Origin of the sequence: Streptomyces sp. NPDC008092, from assembly GCF_042957285.1 — a bacterium.
In the GTDB taxonomy this organism is placed as follows: domain Bacteria; phylum Actinomycetota; class Actinomycetes; order Streptomycetales; family Streptomycetaceae; genus Streptomyces.
In genome coordinates this window covers 650993-665905 of sequence record NZ_JBIBHY010000001.1, presented here as the reverse complement: position 1 = coordinate 665905, position 14913 = coordinate 650993, and the positions used below count along the sequence as shown (strand labels likewise).

General features: G+C 74.4%; 14 protein-coding genes. 5 read left to right on the top strand and 9 right to left on the bottom strand.

Annotated features, from left to right (window positions below; translation table 11 throughout):
* Window positions 1–342 precede the first annotated feature (342 nt).
* Window positions 343–1434 (top strand): alpha/beta fold hydrolase, encoded by a 1092-nt coding sequence (locus tag ACFZB3_RS02700; protein ID WP_391368518.1) that lies wholly within the window; start codon window positions 343–345, stop codon window positions 1432–1434.
* A gap of 102 nt (window positions 1435–1536) precedes the next feature.
* Here the strand turns inward: ACFZB3_RS02700 and ACFZB3_RS02695 are convergent, their stop codons facing one another.
* Window positions 1537–2655, bottom strand: coding sequence for a glycerate kinase (locus tag ACFZB3_RS02695; protein WP_391369715.1), 1119 nt, complete (start codon window positions 2653–2655; stop codon window positions 1537–1539).
* Window positions 2656–2814: 159 nt separating this feature from the next.
* Here ACFZB3_RS02695 and ACFZB3_RS02690 point away from each other — a divergent pair, with 159 nt between their 5' ends.
* The 3 genes from ACFZB3_RS02690 (at window position 2815) to ACFZB3_RS02680 (ending at window position 5347) form a co-directional block, all read left to right on the top strand.
* Window positions 2815–3909, top strand: coding sequence for an ADP-ribosylglycohydrolase family protein (locus ACFZB3_RS02690; protein WP_391368514.1), 1095 nt, complete (start codon window positions 2815–2817; stop codon window positions 3907–3909).
* Window positions 3906–4400: an NUDIX domain-containing protein gene (locus ACFZB3_RS02685; RefSeq protein ID WP_391368511.1), complete on the top strand. Its 495-nt coding sequence runs from the start codon at window positions 3906–3908 to the stop codon at window positions 4398–4400. Before ACFZB3_RS02690 ends, ACFZB3_RS02685 begins: the two co-directional genes overlap by 4 nt.
* A 218-nt stretch (window positions 4401–4618) precedes the next feature.
* On the top strand, window positions 4619–5347 hold the full coding sequence (locus ACFZB3_RS02680; RefSeq protein WP_391368508.1) for a Sir2 family NAD-dependent protein deacetylase: 729 nt from the start codon (window positions 4619–4621) through the stop codon (window positions 5345–5347).
* Between the two features lie 7 nt (window positions 5348–5354).
* Here ACFZB3_RS02680 and ACFZB3_RS02675 read toward each other — a convergent pair whose 3' ends face one another.
* The 3 genes from ACFZB3_RS02675 to ACFZB3_RS02665 form a co-directional block, all read right to left on the bottom strand.
* A complete protein-coding gene (locus ACFZB3_RS02675) occupies window positions 5355–5837 on the bottom strand; it encodes a methylated-DNA--[protein]-cysteine S-methyltransferase (RefSeq protein ID WP_391368505.1) in 483 nt (160 codons plus the stop codon).
* 20 nt (window positions 5838–5857) lie between these two features.
* Entirely contained in the window at window positions 5858–7324 is a 1467-nt protein-coding gene (locus tag ACFZB3_RS02670; RefSeq protein WP_391369712.1) for an AlkA N-terminal domain-containing protein, read from the bottom strand.
* Between the two features lie 109 nt (window positions 7325–7433).
* Window positions 7434–8324, bottom strand: coding sequence for an NAD-dependent epimerase/dehydratase family protein (locus tag ACFZB3_RS02665; RefSeq protein WP_391368502.1), 891 nt, complete (start codon window positions 8322–8324; stop codon window positions 7434–7436).
* A 160-nt stretch (window positions 8325–8484) separates the two neighbouring features.
* Here ACFZB3_RS02665 and ACFZB3_RS02660 point away from each other — a divergent pair, with 160 nt between their 5' ends.
* The gene (locus tag ACFZB3_RS02660) at window positions 8485–9408 is read left to right on the top strand and encodes a LysR substrate-binding domain-containing protein (RefSeq protein WP_391368499.1); all 924 of its coding nucleotides are present in this window, start codon (window positions 8485–8487) and stop codon (window positions 9406–9408) included.
* Window positions 9409–9579: 171 nt separating this feature from the next.
* Here the strand turns inward: ACFZB3_RS02660 and ACFZB3_RS02655 are convergent, their stop codons facing one another.
* The 5 genes from ACFZB3_RS02655 to ACFZB3_RS02635 form a co-directional block, all read right to left on the bottom strand.
* Complete coding sequence (locus ACFZB3_RS02655) at window positions 9580–10038, bottom strand: hypothetical protein (protein ID WP_391368496.1); 459 nt, start codon at window positions 10036–10038, stop codon at window positions 9580–9582.
* Between the two features lie 33 nt (window positions 10039–10071).
* Window positions 10072–10548, bottom strand: a complete 477-nt coding sequence (locus tag ACFZB3_RS02650) for an SHOCT domain-containing protein (RefSeq protein ID WP_391368493.1) — start codon at window positions 10546–10548, stop codon at window positions 10072–10074.
* 125 nt (window positions 10549–10673) lie between these two features.
* A complete protein-coding gene (locus ACFZB3_RS02645) occupies window positions 10674–10871 on the bottom strand; it encodes a hypothetical protein (protein ID WP_089107713.1) in 198 nt (65 codons plus the stop codon).
* A gap of 135 nt (window positions 10872–11006) precedes the next feature.
* Window positions 11007–13700: a LuxR C-terminal-related transcriptional regulator gene (locus ACFZB3_RS02640; protein ID WP_391368490.1), complete on the bottom strand. Its 2694-nt coding sequence runs from the start codon at window positions 13698–13700 to the stop codon at window positions 11007–11009.
* A 94-nt stretch (window positions 13701–13794) separates the two neighbouring features.
* On the bottom strand, window positions 13795–14871 hold the full coding sequence (locus ACFZB3_RS02635; RefSeq protein ID WP_391368488.1) for a YhjD/YihY/BrkB family envelope integrity protein: 1077 nt from the start codon (window positions 14869–14871) through the stop codon (window positions 13795–13797).
* Window positions 14872–14913: the final 42 nt, after the last annotated feature.

Genomic DNA, 14913 nt, shown 5'->3' with positions numbered 1-14913 from the left:
CGCGTGCTCAAAAACGCCCGCAACACCGGGGGGGGGGGGGGGGCCGCCCACGTGCCTGGCGGTCCCCTGCCCCCCGGGGGGGGGGGCCCCGCGCCTGCGCGGCGGGCCCCACGCCCGTTTCGCGTTCAAGGGCATACGGCGTTGGCCATTGACCGGTCAACCACCCCTGACCGGAGCCGAGTTGCGCAGGGCGAGACACCGCTCACCGTCAAGGACCACTCCGTCCCGCACGTCTCGACGATCCCGGCGAACGCCGGTCAAACAGTGCAGCTGTTCGTACGCGAGTACCGGAAGAGCAGTGGGCCCCAGCCGCCGCCCGTGCTGATGCTCCACGGTCGGAGCGTGCCCGCGGTCACGGGCTTCGACCTCGTGATGCCCGGTGGCGGCGGCTCCGAGATCCGGTACAGCTGGGCACAGCAGCTGGCGCAGCACGGCTTCGACGTCTTCATGATGGACATCCAGGGCAACGGGCGGACGCCGAAGCCGCTGCCCATGGACAAGCCCTGCAACGCCAATCCGGCGCAGCAGGAGTCGGTCCTCGTGCCCAACCCGCTTCCCGCCAAGTGCGCGCCCCCGCCCCCGTACCCGTTCCAGCTCGGCAACTCCGAGAGCGAGGAGGCGGAACTCGACACGGTGGTCAAGTTCATCAAGACCCTGACCGGCACGACCGACCCGATCGACTTCGTCGGGTGGTCCGCCGGCGCCTTTGTCATGGGCCCGTACACGCTCAAGCACCCCGAGAACATCAAGAGCCTCTTCCTGCTCGCCCCGATGTTCCCGCCCGACGGCCGCTGGTCCGGCTCCGCCGCGAACCCGTTCGGACGTCCGGCGGAAGCCGCGACCCTGCCCATGTCCACGCCCGCCCTCGCGTTCGGCTTCCCGATGCACGTCGCCAGCAAGAACGGTTTCAAGATCGGCTGGGACAAGGAGCAGGCCAGCCCGCTGCAGCGGGAAGCCGGCATGGGAGACATCGTGTGGGACGCGATGATGATCAACGACCCCCTGGGCAGCACCTGGGGACCGATCCAATCGGGCGGCACGCCCGAGGGCGTCCTCCGGTACCGGAACACCTACTGGTGGGGCTGGAACAACCACACCGTTCCGCTCAAGGACACCGCGGGCCGGTACATCCTCGGTGACCGCGTGCCCGTGATGATCGTCTACGGTGAGACGGACCGGACGGCCAACACCCCGCCGACCCCGCCGATGCCGGCGATCCTGACGTTCTCCGTCCCGGCGCTGTACAACGCGATCCCGGGACCGAAGAAGCTGATGTTCGAGCTGGCGGACGCGGGACACTCCGTGGTCTGGGAGCGTCCCGCCAAGGTCGTCCACCACATGTCCATGCAGTGGCTGGACAAGCACCGGGTGGAGGACCAAACGAGCGGCAGCTTCTACCGCGACGACGACGGGCTCCTGACTCCGCTGCCCTAGCCCACCACCCGACCACCACCCGACCCCGCCGCACCTGCCCTGCCGCCGCGGCCCCGCCGCTCCGGCCCCGCGCCGCCTGACCTGAGTTGATCCCAGGTGAACTCAGGTCAGGAAGTCCCGCGCGATCTGCTCCGCCACCCGCTCCAGGATCGGCCCGGCGTCCGCGATGCACTTCACCACGTCCGGTTCGACCTCGGTGAGCGGGTAGGCGCGGCGGATCCCGGCCCGCCCGAGCGCCTCCGGCGGCAGGGCGAGGCGGCCGCAGACCGCGACGACCTCCTTGTCGGCGGCGCGCGCCGCGGCCGCCACCCCGGCCGGCGCCTTCCCGTGCAGGGTCTGCTCGTCCAGCGAGCCCTCCCCCGTGATCACCAGCGAGGCCCGCGCCAGGGCGGGCGCGAAGCCCAGCACGTCGAGCATGACCTCGATGCCGGGCCGGAAGCGCGCGCCGAGCAGCAGCGCGCCGTACCCGATGCCCCCGGCGGCTCCCGCACCCGGTGCCACCGCGTACTCGGCGGCGCGCGGACCGACCTCGGTCTCCAGGACCTTCGCGAGGTTGCCGAGCGCGGCGTCCAGGAGTTCCACGTCGTCCGGCGAGGCCCCCTTCTGCGGGCCGTAGACGGCGGGCGCGCCCTTCGGTCCGGTGAGCGGGTTGTCGACGTCGCTGGCGAGGACCAGGTCGACGGCGGACAGCCGCGGGTCGAGGCCCGACAGGTCCGCGCGGGCCACGTCGGCGAGGCCGCCGCCGCCCGGCGGCACCGGTTCGCCGTCCGCGTCGAGGAAGCGGGCGCCCAGCGCCGACAGCATCCCGGCCCCGCCGTCGGTCGTGGCGCTGCCCCCGACCCCGAAGACGATCGTGCGGGCACCCGCGTCCAGCGCGGCCCGCAGCAGCTCCCCGGAGCCGTACGTGGAGGCCGTCAGGGGCGCGAAGACACCGCGGGGCAGCCGCTGCAGACCGCTCGCCTCGGCCATCTCCACGACCGCGGTGCCGTCGCGCAGCGCGAACGCGGCGGTGACCTCCTGCCCCAGCGGTCCGGCGACCTCCCGCTCGTGGCGTTCGAATCCGGCCGCGACCGCCGCGGCCACCGTGCCGTCCCCGCCGTCCGCGACGGGCAGCGCCTCGACGTCGACGCCGGGCACGACCCGCCTGAGCCCCGCCGTGACCCGCTCGGCGACCTGCACGGCCGTCAGCGAGCCCTTGAACTTGTCCGCGGCGATGAGCACGCGCTGTGTCACCTGTATCCCCTTGCTCTCCGGGCCTCTCGCACGTCAAGGCCAGTCGCGCCGCTGTGACCTTAACCGGAGGACGCCCTCGCCGTCATGCCCCGCCCGAAGCCTGGGAAGCGGCTGGGAACCGCCTGCGAAAACGGGTAGACCTCAGCCATGAGCAGTCCGGCGCCCGATTTCGCCGACCGCGTGCTCGGCGGCTGGCTCGGCAGGATCGCGGGCAACATGCTCGGCAAACCGGTGGAGCGGGGCGACCTGTGGACCCGGGAGCGCATCGACGGCTACCTGCGGCGGGCCGCCGCCCTGCCGCTCACCGACTACCTCCCCGAGCCCGCCGACGAGAGCGACGCGCTCGCGCTGCGCCCGGAGTGGCGGCAGTGCGTGCGCGGCCGGATCCACGGCAGCTGCCGCGACGACGACGTCGACTACGCGATCCTCGGCCTGCATCTGCTGGAGACCCACGGCTTCGGCTTCAGCACCGAGCAGGTCGGCGAGCTGTGGCTGCAACGGCTGCCGTACCTCCAGACCTTCACGGCGGAACGGGCCGCCTACCGCAACCTCGTCAACGGGCTGAAGCCGCCCCTCACCGCCACCTACGACAATCCCTGCCAGGAGTGGATCGGCGCCCTGATCCGCGCCGACGTCTTCGGCTGGACCTGCCCCGGCGACCCGCGGCGGGCCGCCGCCCTCGCCCGCCGCGACGCGGTGCTCTCCCACTCCGGGAACGGGGTGTACGGCGCGATGTGGGCGGCCGCGCTGGTCTCGGCGGCGTTCACCGCGCCGACGGCGCGGCAGGCGGTCGGCACCGCGCTCACCGTCGTACCGGCGGGCTGCCGCCTGGCCCGGACCGTGCGCCGGGTCGTCTCCCTGTACGAGACCCGGATGGGCTGGGAGGACACCCTCACCACCGTCGCCGCCGAGACCGCGGGCCTCGGCTGGATCCACACCGTCCCCAACGCGGCCGTGCTCACCGCCGGGCTGCTGTACGGCGAAGGCGACTTCACCCGGACCGTCGCCCTCACCGTGCGCGGCGGCCTGGACACCGACTCCAACGGGGCGACGGCGGGCTCGGTGGCCGGGGTGCTGACCGGCGCGGCGGCCGTCCCGGACCGCTGGAAGGCCCCCCTTGAGGACACGGTCCGCAGTGCCGTCTTCGGCTTCGACGGGGCCCGCATCAGCGACCTGGCCGCCCGCACCGTACGCCTCGCCCGGACCGGGGAGGAGTCCGCACTGGCTACGCTTCCCGAGTGACCACGACTGACGCCTACGCCGCGTACATCGCGAGCCTGCCCCGGATCCTCGCCGGGGCCGCCGCGCTCTTCCGGGACACCGAGGGACGGGTCCTGCTCGTCGAGCCCAACTACCGGGAGGGCTGGGCGCTGCCGGGCGGGACCGTCGAGTCCGACGACGGGGAGACCCCGCGCCAGGGCGCCCGCCGCGAGACCCTGGAGGAGATCGGCCTGGACCGCGAGATGGGCCGGCTGCTGGCGGTGGACTGGGTGCACGGCGCGGACCGCCCGCCGATCGTCGCCTACCTGTACGACGGCGGGGTCGTCTCCGCCGCCGACCTCAGGGCGATCCGGCTCCAGGAGGAGGAACTGCTGTCCTGGCGGCTGGTCCCCCGGGAGGAACTCCCCGCATACCTCCCGGGCTCCCTGGGCCGCCGCGTCCTGGCCGCCCTGGACGTCCTCACGGAGGGCACGGGCACGGCAGAGCTGGAGAACGGCCAACGGGTCGGCTGACCCGACCGCCCCGGCTGCACCCGGGTCACCGGACGGGCACACGGCCGGGTGCAGCAGCGGCCTGTGGCCGGCACTGTCCGAACACAGCGTCGTGATCTCTTGCACCGGTCCGTCCGACGACACCGCCGGCAACCTGGACCGACAGCAGCACCGCGAGGCGTCGGCCGGGCCCTGATATCCGTTCGCCTCCGTCCGAGCGGGCGTCCTACCCTCGGCCCATGAACAAGCCTCTCGTGGCCGTCCTGAGCGGTGCAGGCATCTCCACCGATTCCGGGATCCCCGACTACCGCGGCCCGAACGGGCTGTGGCGGAAGGATCCCGGGGCCGAGAGGCTCGTGACGTACGAGTACTACATGGACGACCCGGAGGTCCGGCGCCGGTCCTGGCAGATGCGGCGGGAGAACCGGACGCTGGAGGCGGAGCCGAACGCGGCGCACCGGGCCGTCGCCGAGCTGGAGCGGTCGGGGACGCCGGTGCGGGTGATCACGCAGAACGTGGACGGGCTGCACCAGCTCGCCGGGATGCCCGCCCGCAAGGTGCTCGAACTGCACGGCAGCGCGCGCAGTGTCGTGTGCACGAAGTGCCAGGTGCGGGGGCCGATGGCGGACGCCCTGGCCCGGGTCGCGGCCGGCGAGGCCGATCCGCCGTGCCTGGAGTGCGGCGGGATCCTGAAGGCGGCGACCGTGATGTTCGGGGAGCGGCTCGACCCGGTCGTCCTCGGCGAGGCGCTCGCCATCAGCAAGGCGTGCACGGTGTTCGTCGCCGTCGGCAGCAGCCTCCAGGTCCAGCCGGCCGCCGGCCTCGCGGGTGTCGCCGCGGACCACGGCGCCCGGCTGGTCGTCGTCAACGCGGAGCCGACACCGTACGACGACCGGGCCGACGAGGTCGTCCGGGACCCGATCGGCACGGCCCTGCCGAAGCTGCTCGCCGCGCTGGGGGCCGGTTAGAAGCCGGTCAGAAGAGGCCCGCTCCCCGCTCGAAGTCCAGCAGGCGCTGCTTGCGGGGCAGGCCGCCGCCGTAGCCGGTGAGGCTGCCGTTGGCGCCGATCACCCGGTGGCAGGGGACGATGATGCTGACCGGGTTCTTCCCGTTGGCGAGGCCGACCGCGCGGGAGGCCTGGGGGTTGCCGAGGGCCTCGGCGAGTTCGCCGTACGAGCGGGTCTCGCCGTACGGGATCAGGCACAGCTGCTCCCAGACGCTGCGCTGGAACGGGGTTCCGTTCAGGCGCAGTTCGACGGTGAACTCCTTCAACTCGCCCGCGAAGTAGGCGGTCAGCTGTTCCTCGGTCTCGGTGAAGAGGTCGTCGTCGCGGGGGCCGAAGGCCTCCTCGGGCGGGCGGTGGCGCTGGTCCGCCATGTAGATGCCGCAGAGGGTGCCGTCCTCCGCCACCAGGGTGAGGGGGCCGTAGGGGCTGTCGGTCACGGTGTGGTTCTTCACGATGATGTCCTTGAACGTCCTTATACGGGCAGGAAGTTGATCGGGTGACTGTCGGTCGCCCACAGGTACTGGACGGCGTACGCGCGCCAGGGGCGCCAGGCCGCCGCGCGTGCGGTGAGGGCGGCCGGGGTGCCTGGCAGGCCCAACTCCTCGGCGGCGCGCCGGATTCCGAGGTCGGTGGGGAGGAAGGCGTCCGGGTCGCCGAGGGCGCGCATGGCGATGACGTCGACGGTCCAGGGCCCGAAGCCGGGGAGGGCGAGGAGCCGGGCGCGCGCCTCGGCCCAGTCGCTCTCGACGCCCAGGTGCAGGGTGCCGTCGGCCAGTTGACCGACGAGGGTGGTGAAGGTGGTGCGGCGGGTGCGGGGCATCGCCAGGGCCTCGGGATCCACCGCCGCGAGTGCCTCGGGAGACGGGAAGAGGTGGGTGAGGCCGCCCTCGGGGTCGTCGACGGGGGTGCCGTGCGCGGTCACCGGGCGGGCCGCGTGGGTGCGGGCGGCGGCCGTGGAGACCTGCTGGCCGAGCACGGCCCGGACGGCGAACTCCGCCTCGTCGACCGTGCGCGGCACCCGTCGCCCCGGCGCCTTGTCGACCAGGGGCGCGAGGAAGGGATCCGTGCGCAGCTGGTCGTCGACGGCGACCGGGTCGGCGTCCAGGTCGAGCATCCGCCGGCAGCGGCTGATGGCGACGGGCAGGTCCCGCAGGTCACTGAGGGTGAGCCGGCAGGCGATGTGGTCGGGCTTCGGGGTGAGGGCGGCGATGCCGTGGCCGTACGGCAGCCGCAGGGTCCGCCGGTAGGCGCCGTCCCGCCACTCCTCCACGCCGGGTACGGCGGTGGCCGCAAGGTGGCCGAAGAGGTTGTCGGGGTTGAGGGGGGCGCGGAAGGGCAGGCGGAGGGCGAGGGCGCCCGGGGCCTGGTTCGCCGACTTGGGACGGCGGTTGCGCAGCTCGCTCGGGGAGAGCGCGAAGACCTCGCGGACGGTGTCGTTGAAGGTGCGGATCGAGGAGAAGCCGGCCGCGAAGGCGATCTCCGCCATCGGGAGCGGGGTCGTCTCGATCAGCAGGCGTGCGGTCTGGGCGCGCTGCGCCCGGGCGAGGGCCAGCGGGCCGGCGCCGAGTTCGGCGAGCAGCTGGCGTTCGACCTGCCGGGGGCTGTAGCCGAGGCGGGCGGCGAGGCCCGGTACGCCCTCGCGGTCCACGACCCCGTCGGCGATCAGCCGCATGGCGCGGGCGACCAGGTCGGCGCGCTGGTTCCACTCCGGGGAACCGGGGCTGGTGTCGGGCCGGCAGCGCTTGCAGGCCCGGAAGCCGGCCTGCTGGCAGGCGGCGGCGCTCGGGTAGAACGTCATGTTCCCGGGCTTGGGCGGTACCACCGGGCAGCTGGGCCGGCAGTAGATGCGGGTGGTCAGGACGGCGGTGAAGAACCAGCCGTCGAACCGCGCGTCCTTCGACTGCACGGCCCGTACGCAGTGCTCTCGGTCGAGGTGCATCCCGTTCTGCATGGGTCCAGCATCGGCCACCGGGTGGGGCCGATGCTGGCGGGAATCCGACACGAAGGTGCCCTGACCTTCAGGGCACCGGGGCCCTGCTGTGCAGCCGTCAGCCGAAGTAGTGGTCCTGGTCGAGGTCGGCCAGCAGGCCCGGCCGGGCGGGCCGCCAGTCGTAGCGCTCACGGGTGGCGGCGCCGGACACCGGGTTGTCGTTGCCGACGAAGGCCGCCATCCAGCCGAAGTGGCCGGACGCCTCCTCCTGTGCGAGGGACACGACCGGCACACCGAGCCGGCGGCCGATGATCTCGGTGATGCCGCGGACCGGGACGCCCTCGTCGGCGACCGCGTGCAGCACGGCCCCGGCCGGGGCCGACTCCAGGGCCTTGCGGTACAGGGTGGCGGCGTCGAGGCGGTGCACGGACGACCAGCGGTTGGTGCCGTCGCCCGGGTAGGCGGCGACGCCCTTGTCGCGGGCGACGCCGATCAGGAACGGGACGAAGGCGTGGTCGCCCGCTCCGTGCACCTGGGGCAGCCGGATCGCCGACACCCGCACCCCGCGGTCGGCCAGGGCCAGGGCGGAGAGCTCCGCCCTGGCCCGGTGGGCGCCGGGGCCCGCGGGGTCGGGCGTGTCCTCCTCGGTGCCGAGGCGCCCCGGGGTCAGGAGGCCGGTCACGGAGGTGACGACCAGGGGCCGGCCGGACCCGGCGAGCGCGTCGCCGAAGGCGTTCAGCACGTCGAGTTCGGTGCGGAGCGCGCCGGGCATGTCGGAGAAGTCGTGGTTGTACCCGGTGTGGATCACCCCGTCCACCGCGCCCACCGCAGCCCGCAGCCCGTCGGTGTCGTTCAGGTCGCCGCGGTACGCCTCCGCTCCCACCTCCTTCAGGGCCGCCTCGGCCGCGTCCGAGCGGGCGAGGCCGAGCACCTGGTGGCCGGCGCCGAGCAGTTCGCGGACCACCGCACTGCCGATGAACCCGGTGGCGCCGGTGACGAACACACGCATGACAAATCACCTCACGGAGAGTGCAACTGCTGGGATGACCTCAGCGTGCGCCCGGACCCTGGGCCGGGTCCAAGACCTGTTCCGCACCCGGTGATGTCCGTCCGGTCATGACCGCAGCTCACGGCCTCGGCAGCGGAGGCGGCGGGAGTACAGTCGAGGGGTGCCCGATTCCTTCCTGCCGCCGGTGGACCTGGAACTGCGCCTGGTGCGCTACTTCACCGTGGTCGCCGAGGAGTTGCACTTCGGCCGCGCGGCCGACGCCCTGCATCTCGCGCAGCCGTCGCTGAGCCGTCAGATCCGGCGGCTGGAGCGGGAGCTGGGCGTCCGGCTGCTCGACCGCACCCCGCGCGGCACCCGGCTCACCGAGGCCGGCGAGACCTTTCTGCCCCAGGCCAGGGAGCTGCTGCGGACCGCCGCCCGGGCCGCCGCCAGCGCCCGCTCGGCCGCCGCGCACGGTCCGTTCACCGTCGGCTACACGACCCACCAGATCGTCACCCCGGCCGTCCGCGAGCTGCGCCACCGGCACCCGGAGGCCGAGGTCCGCACCCTGCACGTGGACTGGAACGAGCCGCGCGACGCGCTCCTCGACCACCGGGTCGACGTGGTCGTGACCCGGTTCCTGTTCTCCGCCGACGGCCTGGACATCACCGTCCTCTACGACGAGCCGCGGGTCCTCCTGGTGCCGCTCGGCCACCGGCTGGCCGGCCGGGAGTCGGTCACCCTCGCCGACTTCGCCGACGAACCGCTCCCCCGTTTCAGCGGCGCCGACCGGATCGGCGCCAATCCCCCCGGGCACACCAACCTGGGCGCCCTGGTGGACACACTGGAGGACAAGCTGGAGCTGGTGGCGAGCGGTGAGGTGGTGTCCCTGGCGCCGGCCGGGTTCCGTGGCAACCTGCGGCCGGACATCGTCGTCGTCCCGATCGAGGACGCGGTCCCCCTCCAGGTGGTCCTCGCCACCCGGGCCGGGGACCGGCACCCGCTGTTCCCGGCGTTCCGCCGCGCGGCGGAGGCCCATCTCGTCCCGCCCGGCACCGCCCCGGCCGGACGAGCGCACCCGAGGACCGCCGCGGCGGGCCGTTGAGCGGTTCCGGGCGCGTCACGCCGAACGGCGCGGCCGCCACCCGCGTCCGGGCGCGGCAGACCGCGCGCACCGCACCGCGCCGGGCCGGTACCGGTGGCCGCGCGGACCGTCGTGCGGGACCCGGTGTGAGCGGAGTCCCGCACGCCGAACGCGGAACGGCCGAGCGGCCCGTCAGCCCATGCGCGTGTCCGCCGTGTCCGCGGCGTCCGCCGATGCGTCGCCGCGCGCCACGCAGAGCGCCCAGATGATGAATCCGGACAGCGCGATCATCACGACGGACCAGACCGGGTAGTACGGCAGGGACAGGAAGTTGGCGATGATCACCAGCGCGGCGATGGCCACCCCGGCGCCACGCGCCCACGCGGCCGGCTGGAACAGGCCGATGCCGACGACCACGGCGATCACGCCCAGGACCAGGTGGATCCAGCCCCAGCTGGTGAGGTCGAACTTGAACACGTAGTTGGGGGTCGTGACGAAGACGTCGTCCTGGGCGATCGCCATGATGCCCCGGAAGACGGCGAGCAGTCCGGCGATCAGGAGCATGACGCCCGCGAAGGCGGTCAGCCCTCCGGCCCACGCCATCTTGGCGGTGTGCTGATGCGGGTGGTGCGCGGGATGTGTCGCAGTCATACGGCTGCCTCGATTCGTTCTCGGAGGGGGTGCTCAGCGCCCGTGGGCGGTGGGCACCGAACCGGAGCCGGAGCGCTCGGCCGTCCCGTAGTCGCTCAGCACCAGGGCCTTGGCCTTGCGGAACTCCTCGTCCGAGATGTCACCCCGGGACTTCATCTCGGAGAGCCTGGCCAGTTCGTCGACGCTGCTGGTCCGGTCGGGGCCGCCCTTGGCGGTCTGCCGGATGTACGACTCGAACGCCTTCTGCTGGTCGCGGGCCTGGGCGATCTCGCGCTGTCCCATGCCCTTGCCGCGGGCGATCACGTAGACGAGGACGCCCAGGAAGGGGACGACGATGCACAGGGCCAGCCAGCCGGCCTTGGCCCAGCCGCCCATCGTGTCGTCGCGGAAGATGTCGACGATGACCCGGAACAGCAGGACGAGCCACATGATCCACAGGAAGAGCCACAACATCGTCCAGAAGGCGCTCAGCAGCGGATAGTCGTATGCGAGGTAGGTCTGCGCGCTCATGTACGTCCTCCGTCCACGGCGCCGGCCGGTCGGCCGGGCCCTGCCGTCCCAGCGTGCGCGCGGCGGGGCCGGGGTTCCTCACCCGGTGCGGGTGATCGTGCGCCGCTCCGGTGGCCGCGGCCGCGTCACTCCGGCAGGCGCCGCATCTCGACGACCCGCAGCCCCAGAGACAGGCAGCGGTTCAGCAGGCCGTACAGATGTGCCTCGTCGACGACGGGACCGAACAGGACCGTCTCGCCGGACATCGTCACGTGTTCCATCTCCGGGAAGGCCCGGGTCAGCGTCTCCGACATGGTCCCTTCGACACGGATCTCGTAGCGCATGAGCCGTCTCCCGCCGCGGGTCTGCTGCGGTCTGTCCGTCCCGCGATCCTGCCCCCGCGGCCGCCGGCCGGCCTCACCCGGCACAGGTGAACCGGGCCGGGGCGGGTGACGGCAGGGAGCGCGGCCCGGCGGCGGTCACAGCAGTCCGCGCTCGCGGGCCCGGCGCACCGCGTCGCCGCGCCGGCCCACGCCGAGTTTCCGGTAGATGCTCTTGAGATGCGTCTTCACCGTGTTCACGGAGACGAACAGATCGGCGGCGATCTCCTGCGTGGACATCATCTGCGCCAGCCGGCCGAGCACCTCCCGCTCACGTCCGCTCAGCTCCTCGACGAGCAGCGGCGGGGAGTCGGCGCCCGGGCCGTCGCCGTAGAGCCAGCCCGCGGCCAGGCCGTGCAGCGGCGGGCTGTCCAGGAGGCGGCGGATCTCCGGTCCGGCGTCGAGGAACGGGCGGCGCAGCCGGTCCCGGCGTGCCTCCAGGAGGGCCCGGGCGAGCAGCTTGCGGGCGGTGCCGGGGTCCCCGGCCCCGGCCGCCGCGCGGGCCCGCACCAGGGTGGCCCGGACCGTGGCGCCGGGGCCGGTCCGGCCGTCCGCGCACAGCCGGTCGGCCGCCCGAACGGCTTCCTCGCGGCGGCCGGCGGCGAGCCGCGCCCACGCGAGCTCCGCGGCGCACACGGGCCCGACCGGGCCGTCGATCCCGTCCAGCACCCGGGCGGCGGTGCCGGTGCGGCCCTCGGCGAGCAGGGCGGCCGCGGCGGCCAGGGCGGTGTTCGCCCGGGCCCAGGGCGAGCCCGCCTCGGCCTGTACGGCAGGGTCGGCGGCGTGTGCGGCGGCGGCCGGGTCGCCGAGCGCCAGCTCCAGCCGGCTCGTCGCGAGGGCGCGGCAGGCCTCGGTCACCGGGTCGGGCGCGCCGGGGCCCGGACCGGACTCGGCGGCCTCCTCCAGCAGGGCACCGGCCCGGTCCAGTTCGTCGCGGTCCACGGCCACGGCGGCCAGCACCAGCTGGCCGAGCCCGGCGCCCGGGAACGGGCGTCCGCCGCAGTGCCGGGTCGCATCGGTCGCGGCCAGGGCCCGGTGTTCCGCGAGGTCGAGCCGGCCGTCGAAGTAGTCGATCAGCGCCAGGTGGCCGAGGCAGTCCTCCCGGGGCAGTTCGGTCAGGGCGGCACCGGGCGGCTCGGCCACCTCGGTCAGGGCGGCGCGCGCCTCGTCGAAGTGCCCGGCCCAGACCCGGGCCGAGCCCAGGTGGGTGAGGAGGAGGGCGGTGAGCTCGGGATGCTTGGCGAGGAGAGCAGCGGGCACCTCGCGGCGCAGCCGGGCGGCGTCGGTCATCGCCTGCTCGGCCCTGGCCGGCGCGCCGGTCAGCCGGGCCGCGAGGGATTCCAGCAGCACGCAGCTCAGCCGGGCCGCGACGGCCGTACCGGTGATGGCGGCCGCACCGGTGGCGGCCGCACCGGTGGCGAGGCTCTCCGCGGCGCGGCCCAGGTGGGTGAGGCCGTGGTCGAGGTCGTGCCCGGCCAGCTCCCGGGCCGCGCGCACCAGGTCCACGGCCGCGCCGCGTGCCTCCGGCCCCATCGTGGCGAACAGTCCGGTGACGTCGTCGGCGCGCAGGCCGGTGAGGAGCCGGCCGATCGCCAGGTCGTCGACGAGGGTGCCGGCGGCGCACTCCCAGTCGCCCGCCGCCGCGCCGTGGGCCAGCGCCTCGGGTACGGCGCCGTGGGCCCGCAGCCACCACGCGGCACGCCGGTGCAGTTCGGGTTCGAGCCCCGGGGAGCGGGCCCGCAGATGGACCCGGAGGATCTCCCCGAACAGCGGATGCAGCCGGTACCAGGAGTGTCCGAGGTCCTCGACGAAGGCGTTCTGCCGGCACAGCGCGGCCAGCAGCGGACCGGGGTCGGGTCGGCCGGTCAGCGCCTCCGCCAGGTCGGGCCCGAACCGGTCCAGGACGCTGACCCGCAGCAGCAGGTCCTGCGTCTCGGGCGGCTGCCGTCCGACCACCTCGGCGAGGAGGAAGTCGGCGATGGTGCTGTGGCCGGCCTCGAACTCCTTGAGGTACGTCTCCGGATCCGCGCTCTGCTGGGCGGCCAGCGCGCTCAGCCGCAGCCCGGCCGCCCAGCCCCGGGTGCGGGCCACCAGGGCGCGGGTGGCGTCGGCGGGCAGCCGCAGACCGTGCCGGGCCAGCAGGTCGGCCGCCTCCTCGGGGGTGAAGGCCAGCTCCTGGTTCCGGATCTCGGTCATGGCCGCCGCCGCCCGGTAGCGGTGCAGGGGCAGCAGCGGCTCGGTGCGGGTGACGAGGACCAGCCGCAGTCCCCGTCCGGCGTGGTGCAGGACGAACTCCAGTTGCTCGGCGGTCTCCGGGTCGGCCAGCCGGTCGAACTCGTCGAGGACGAGGATCGCGGGCCGGTCGCGCCCGCTCAGTTCGTCGGCGAGGCGGGCCAGCAGCCGGTGGTCCACCATGCGGAGGCCCGCGGGAGAGCCGCCGAGCCCGGCGGGCGGCGGTGTTCCGGCGGTGTGCAGGGCGTGCAGCACATGGGCCCAGAACATGCCGGGTCCCTGGTCGCCCGCCTCGTTGGTGAGCCAGGCGACCGGGCGTCCGAGCCGGGCCGCCCAGTCGGCGACGAGGAGGGTCTTGCCGGCTCCGGCCGCGCCGTTGACCATGGTCAGCGGGGTGTCGAGGGCCTGGTCCAGGTGCGCGGTCAGCCTGGGTCTGCGGACGAAGGTGGCGGGTCTGGCGGGCACGGCGAACCGGGTGCGCAGAAACGGCTCCCCCAGGGGGTCGGCGTACCCGAGGGCCGGTCCCCGTGCGCTGTCGTCCCTCGCGGCCACAGAGATCACCTCCCGTGTCCGGTCGGCCGTGGTCGGCGCTCCGCACGATCAGGATCCCAGTGTTGCCGCCGCCGTGCAGGGCGCACGGCCCGCGGCCCGGGCATCAGGGCGGCTGCGGGTCCGGGTCCCGGCGGGGCGGCGGGCTGCCGAGGCGGGCGGCGAGGAACGGCTCCTGGGCGAGGACCGCGCCGGTGCTGACGCTGACGGTGGCGGTCAGGCAGACCACGATCAGCCAGGACAGCAGCACGAACACCGAGCCGACGGGGCCGTACTCGGCGACGGTGCGGTCGAGGGCGCGCGGCAGGTACAGCTGGGCGGTCGCGCTCAGGGCGGTGAGGGCGGCCGCGGTGATCAGGGCACCGGGCAGCAGGGGCCGCCAGCTGACCCGGCCGCCGAGGAGCAGGTGCTGCGTCCACCACCACAGGCCGGTCTGGCAGACGAGGGTGACCGGGACGCCCAGCCAGACGCCCAGGCCGAACCCGTTGTGCAGGGTGCCTTCCAGGAGCAGGGCGCCGATCCACAGGACGAGCCAGGCCACCCAGCGCCAGGGGGCGATCCGGGGGCCGCCCCGGGGGATCCCCCAGGCGCGTTTGCACAGCCGCTGCACGGCCCGGCTGACGGCGGTGGCCGAGATCAGCGCCATGAGGCCGCCGATCACGCCGGTGGTCTGCCGCAGGTCCTCGTTCGGCGGCTGCATCAGCTGCTGGATCCCGGTGTCGACCGGGCCGGACAGTCCGAAGACCGAGCGCAGGGAGTGGAGCAGCTGGTCGCGGACGGCCGGTGGGGCGTAGGCGGCGAGGACGAAGAGCAGCGGAACGGCGGTCAGGAAGCACTGGGCGGCCAGGCGGGTGGCGGTGTCGAAGATGTTCACGGACACCATGCGCTCGGCGAGGTGGGTGACCACCGGAAAGCGGGTCTCCGCCCGCCGGTGCGCGGCCTTCGCCGCGGTGACCAGCCGCGCGGTCCGCTCGCGCCACCGGGACCCACCGGTCCCGGGCACGCCGGCCCCGGACCCGCCGGCCCCGGACCGGCCGCCCTTGGCCACGCCGTCCCCGGACCGGCCGCCCTTGGCCACGCCGTCCCCGGACCGGCCGCCCTTGGCCACGCCGTCCCCGGACACGCCGCCCTCGGACACGCCGCCCTCGGACACGCCGCCCTCCGACACGCCGCCCTCCGACACGCCGCCCTCCGACACGCCGCCCTCGGACGCCCCGGTTCCGGA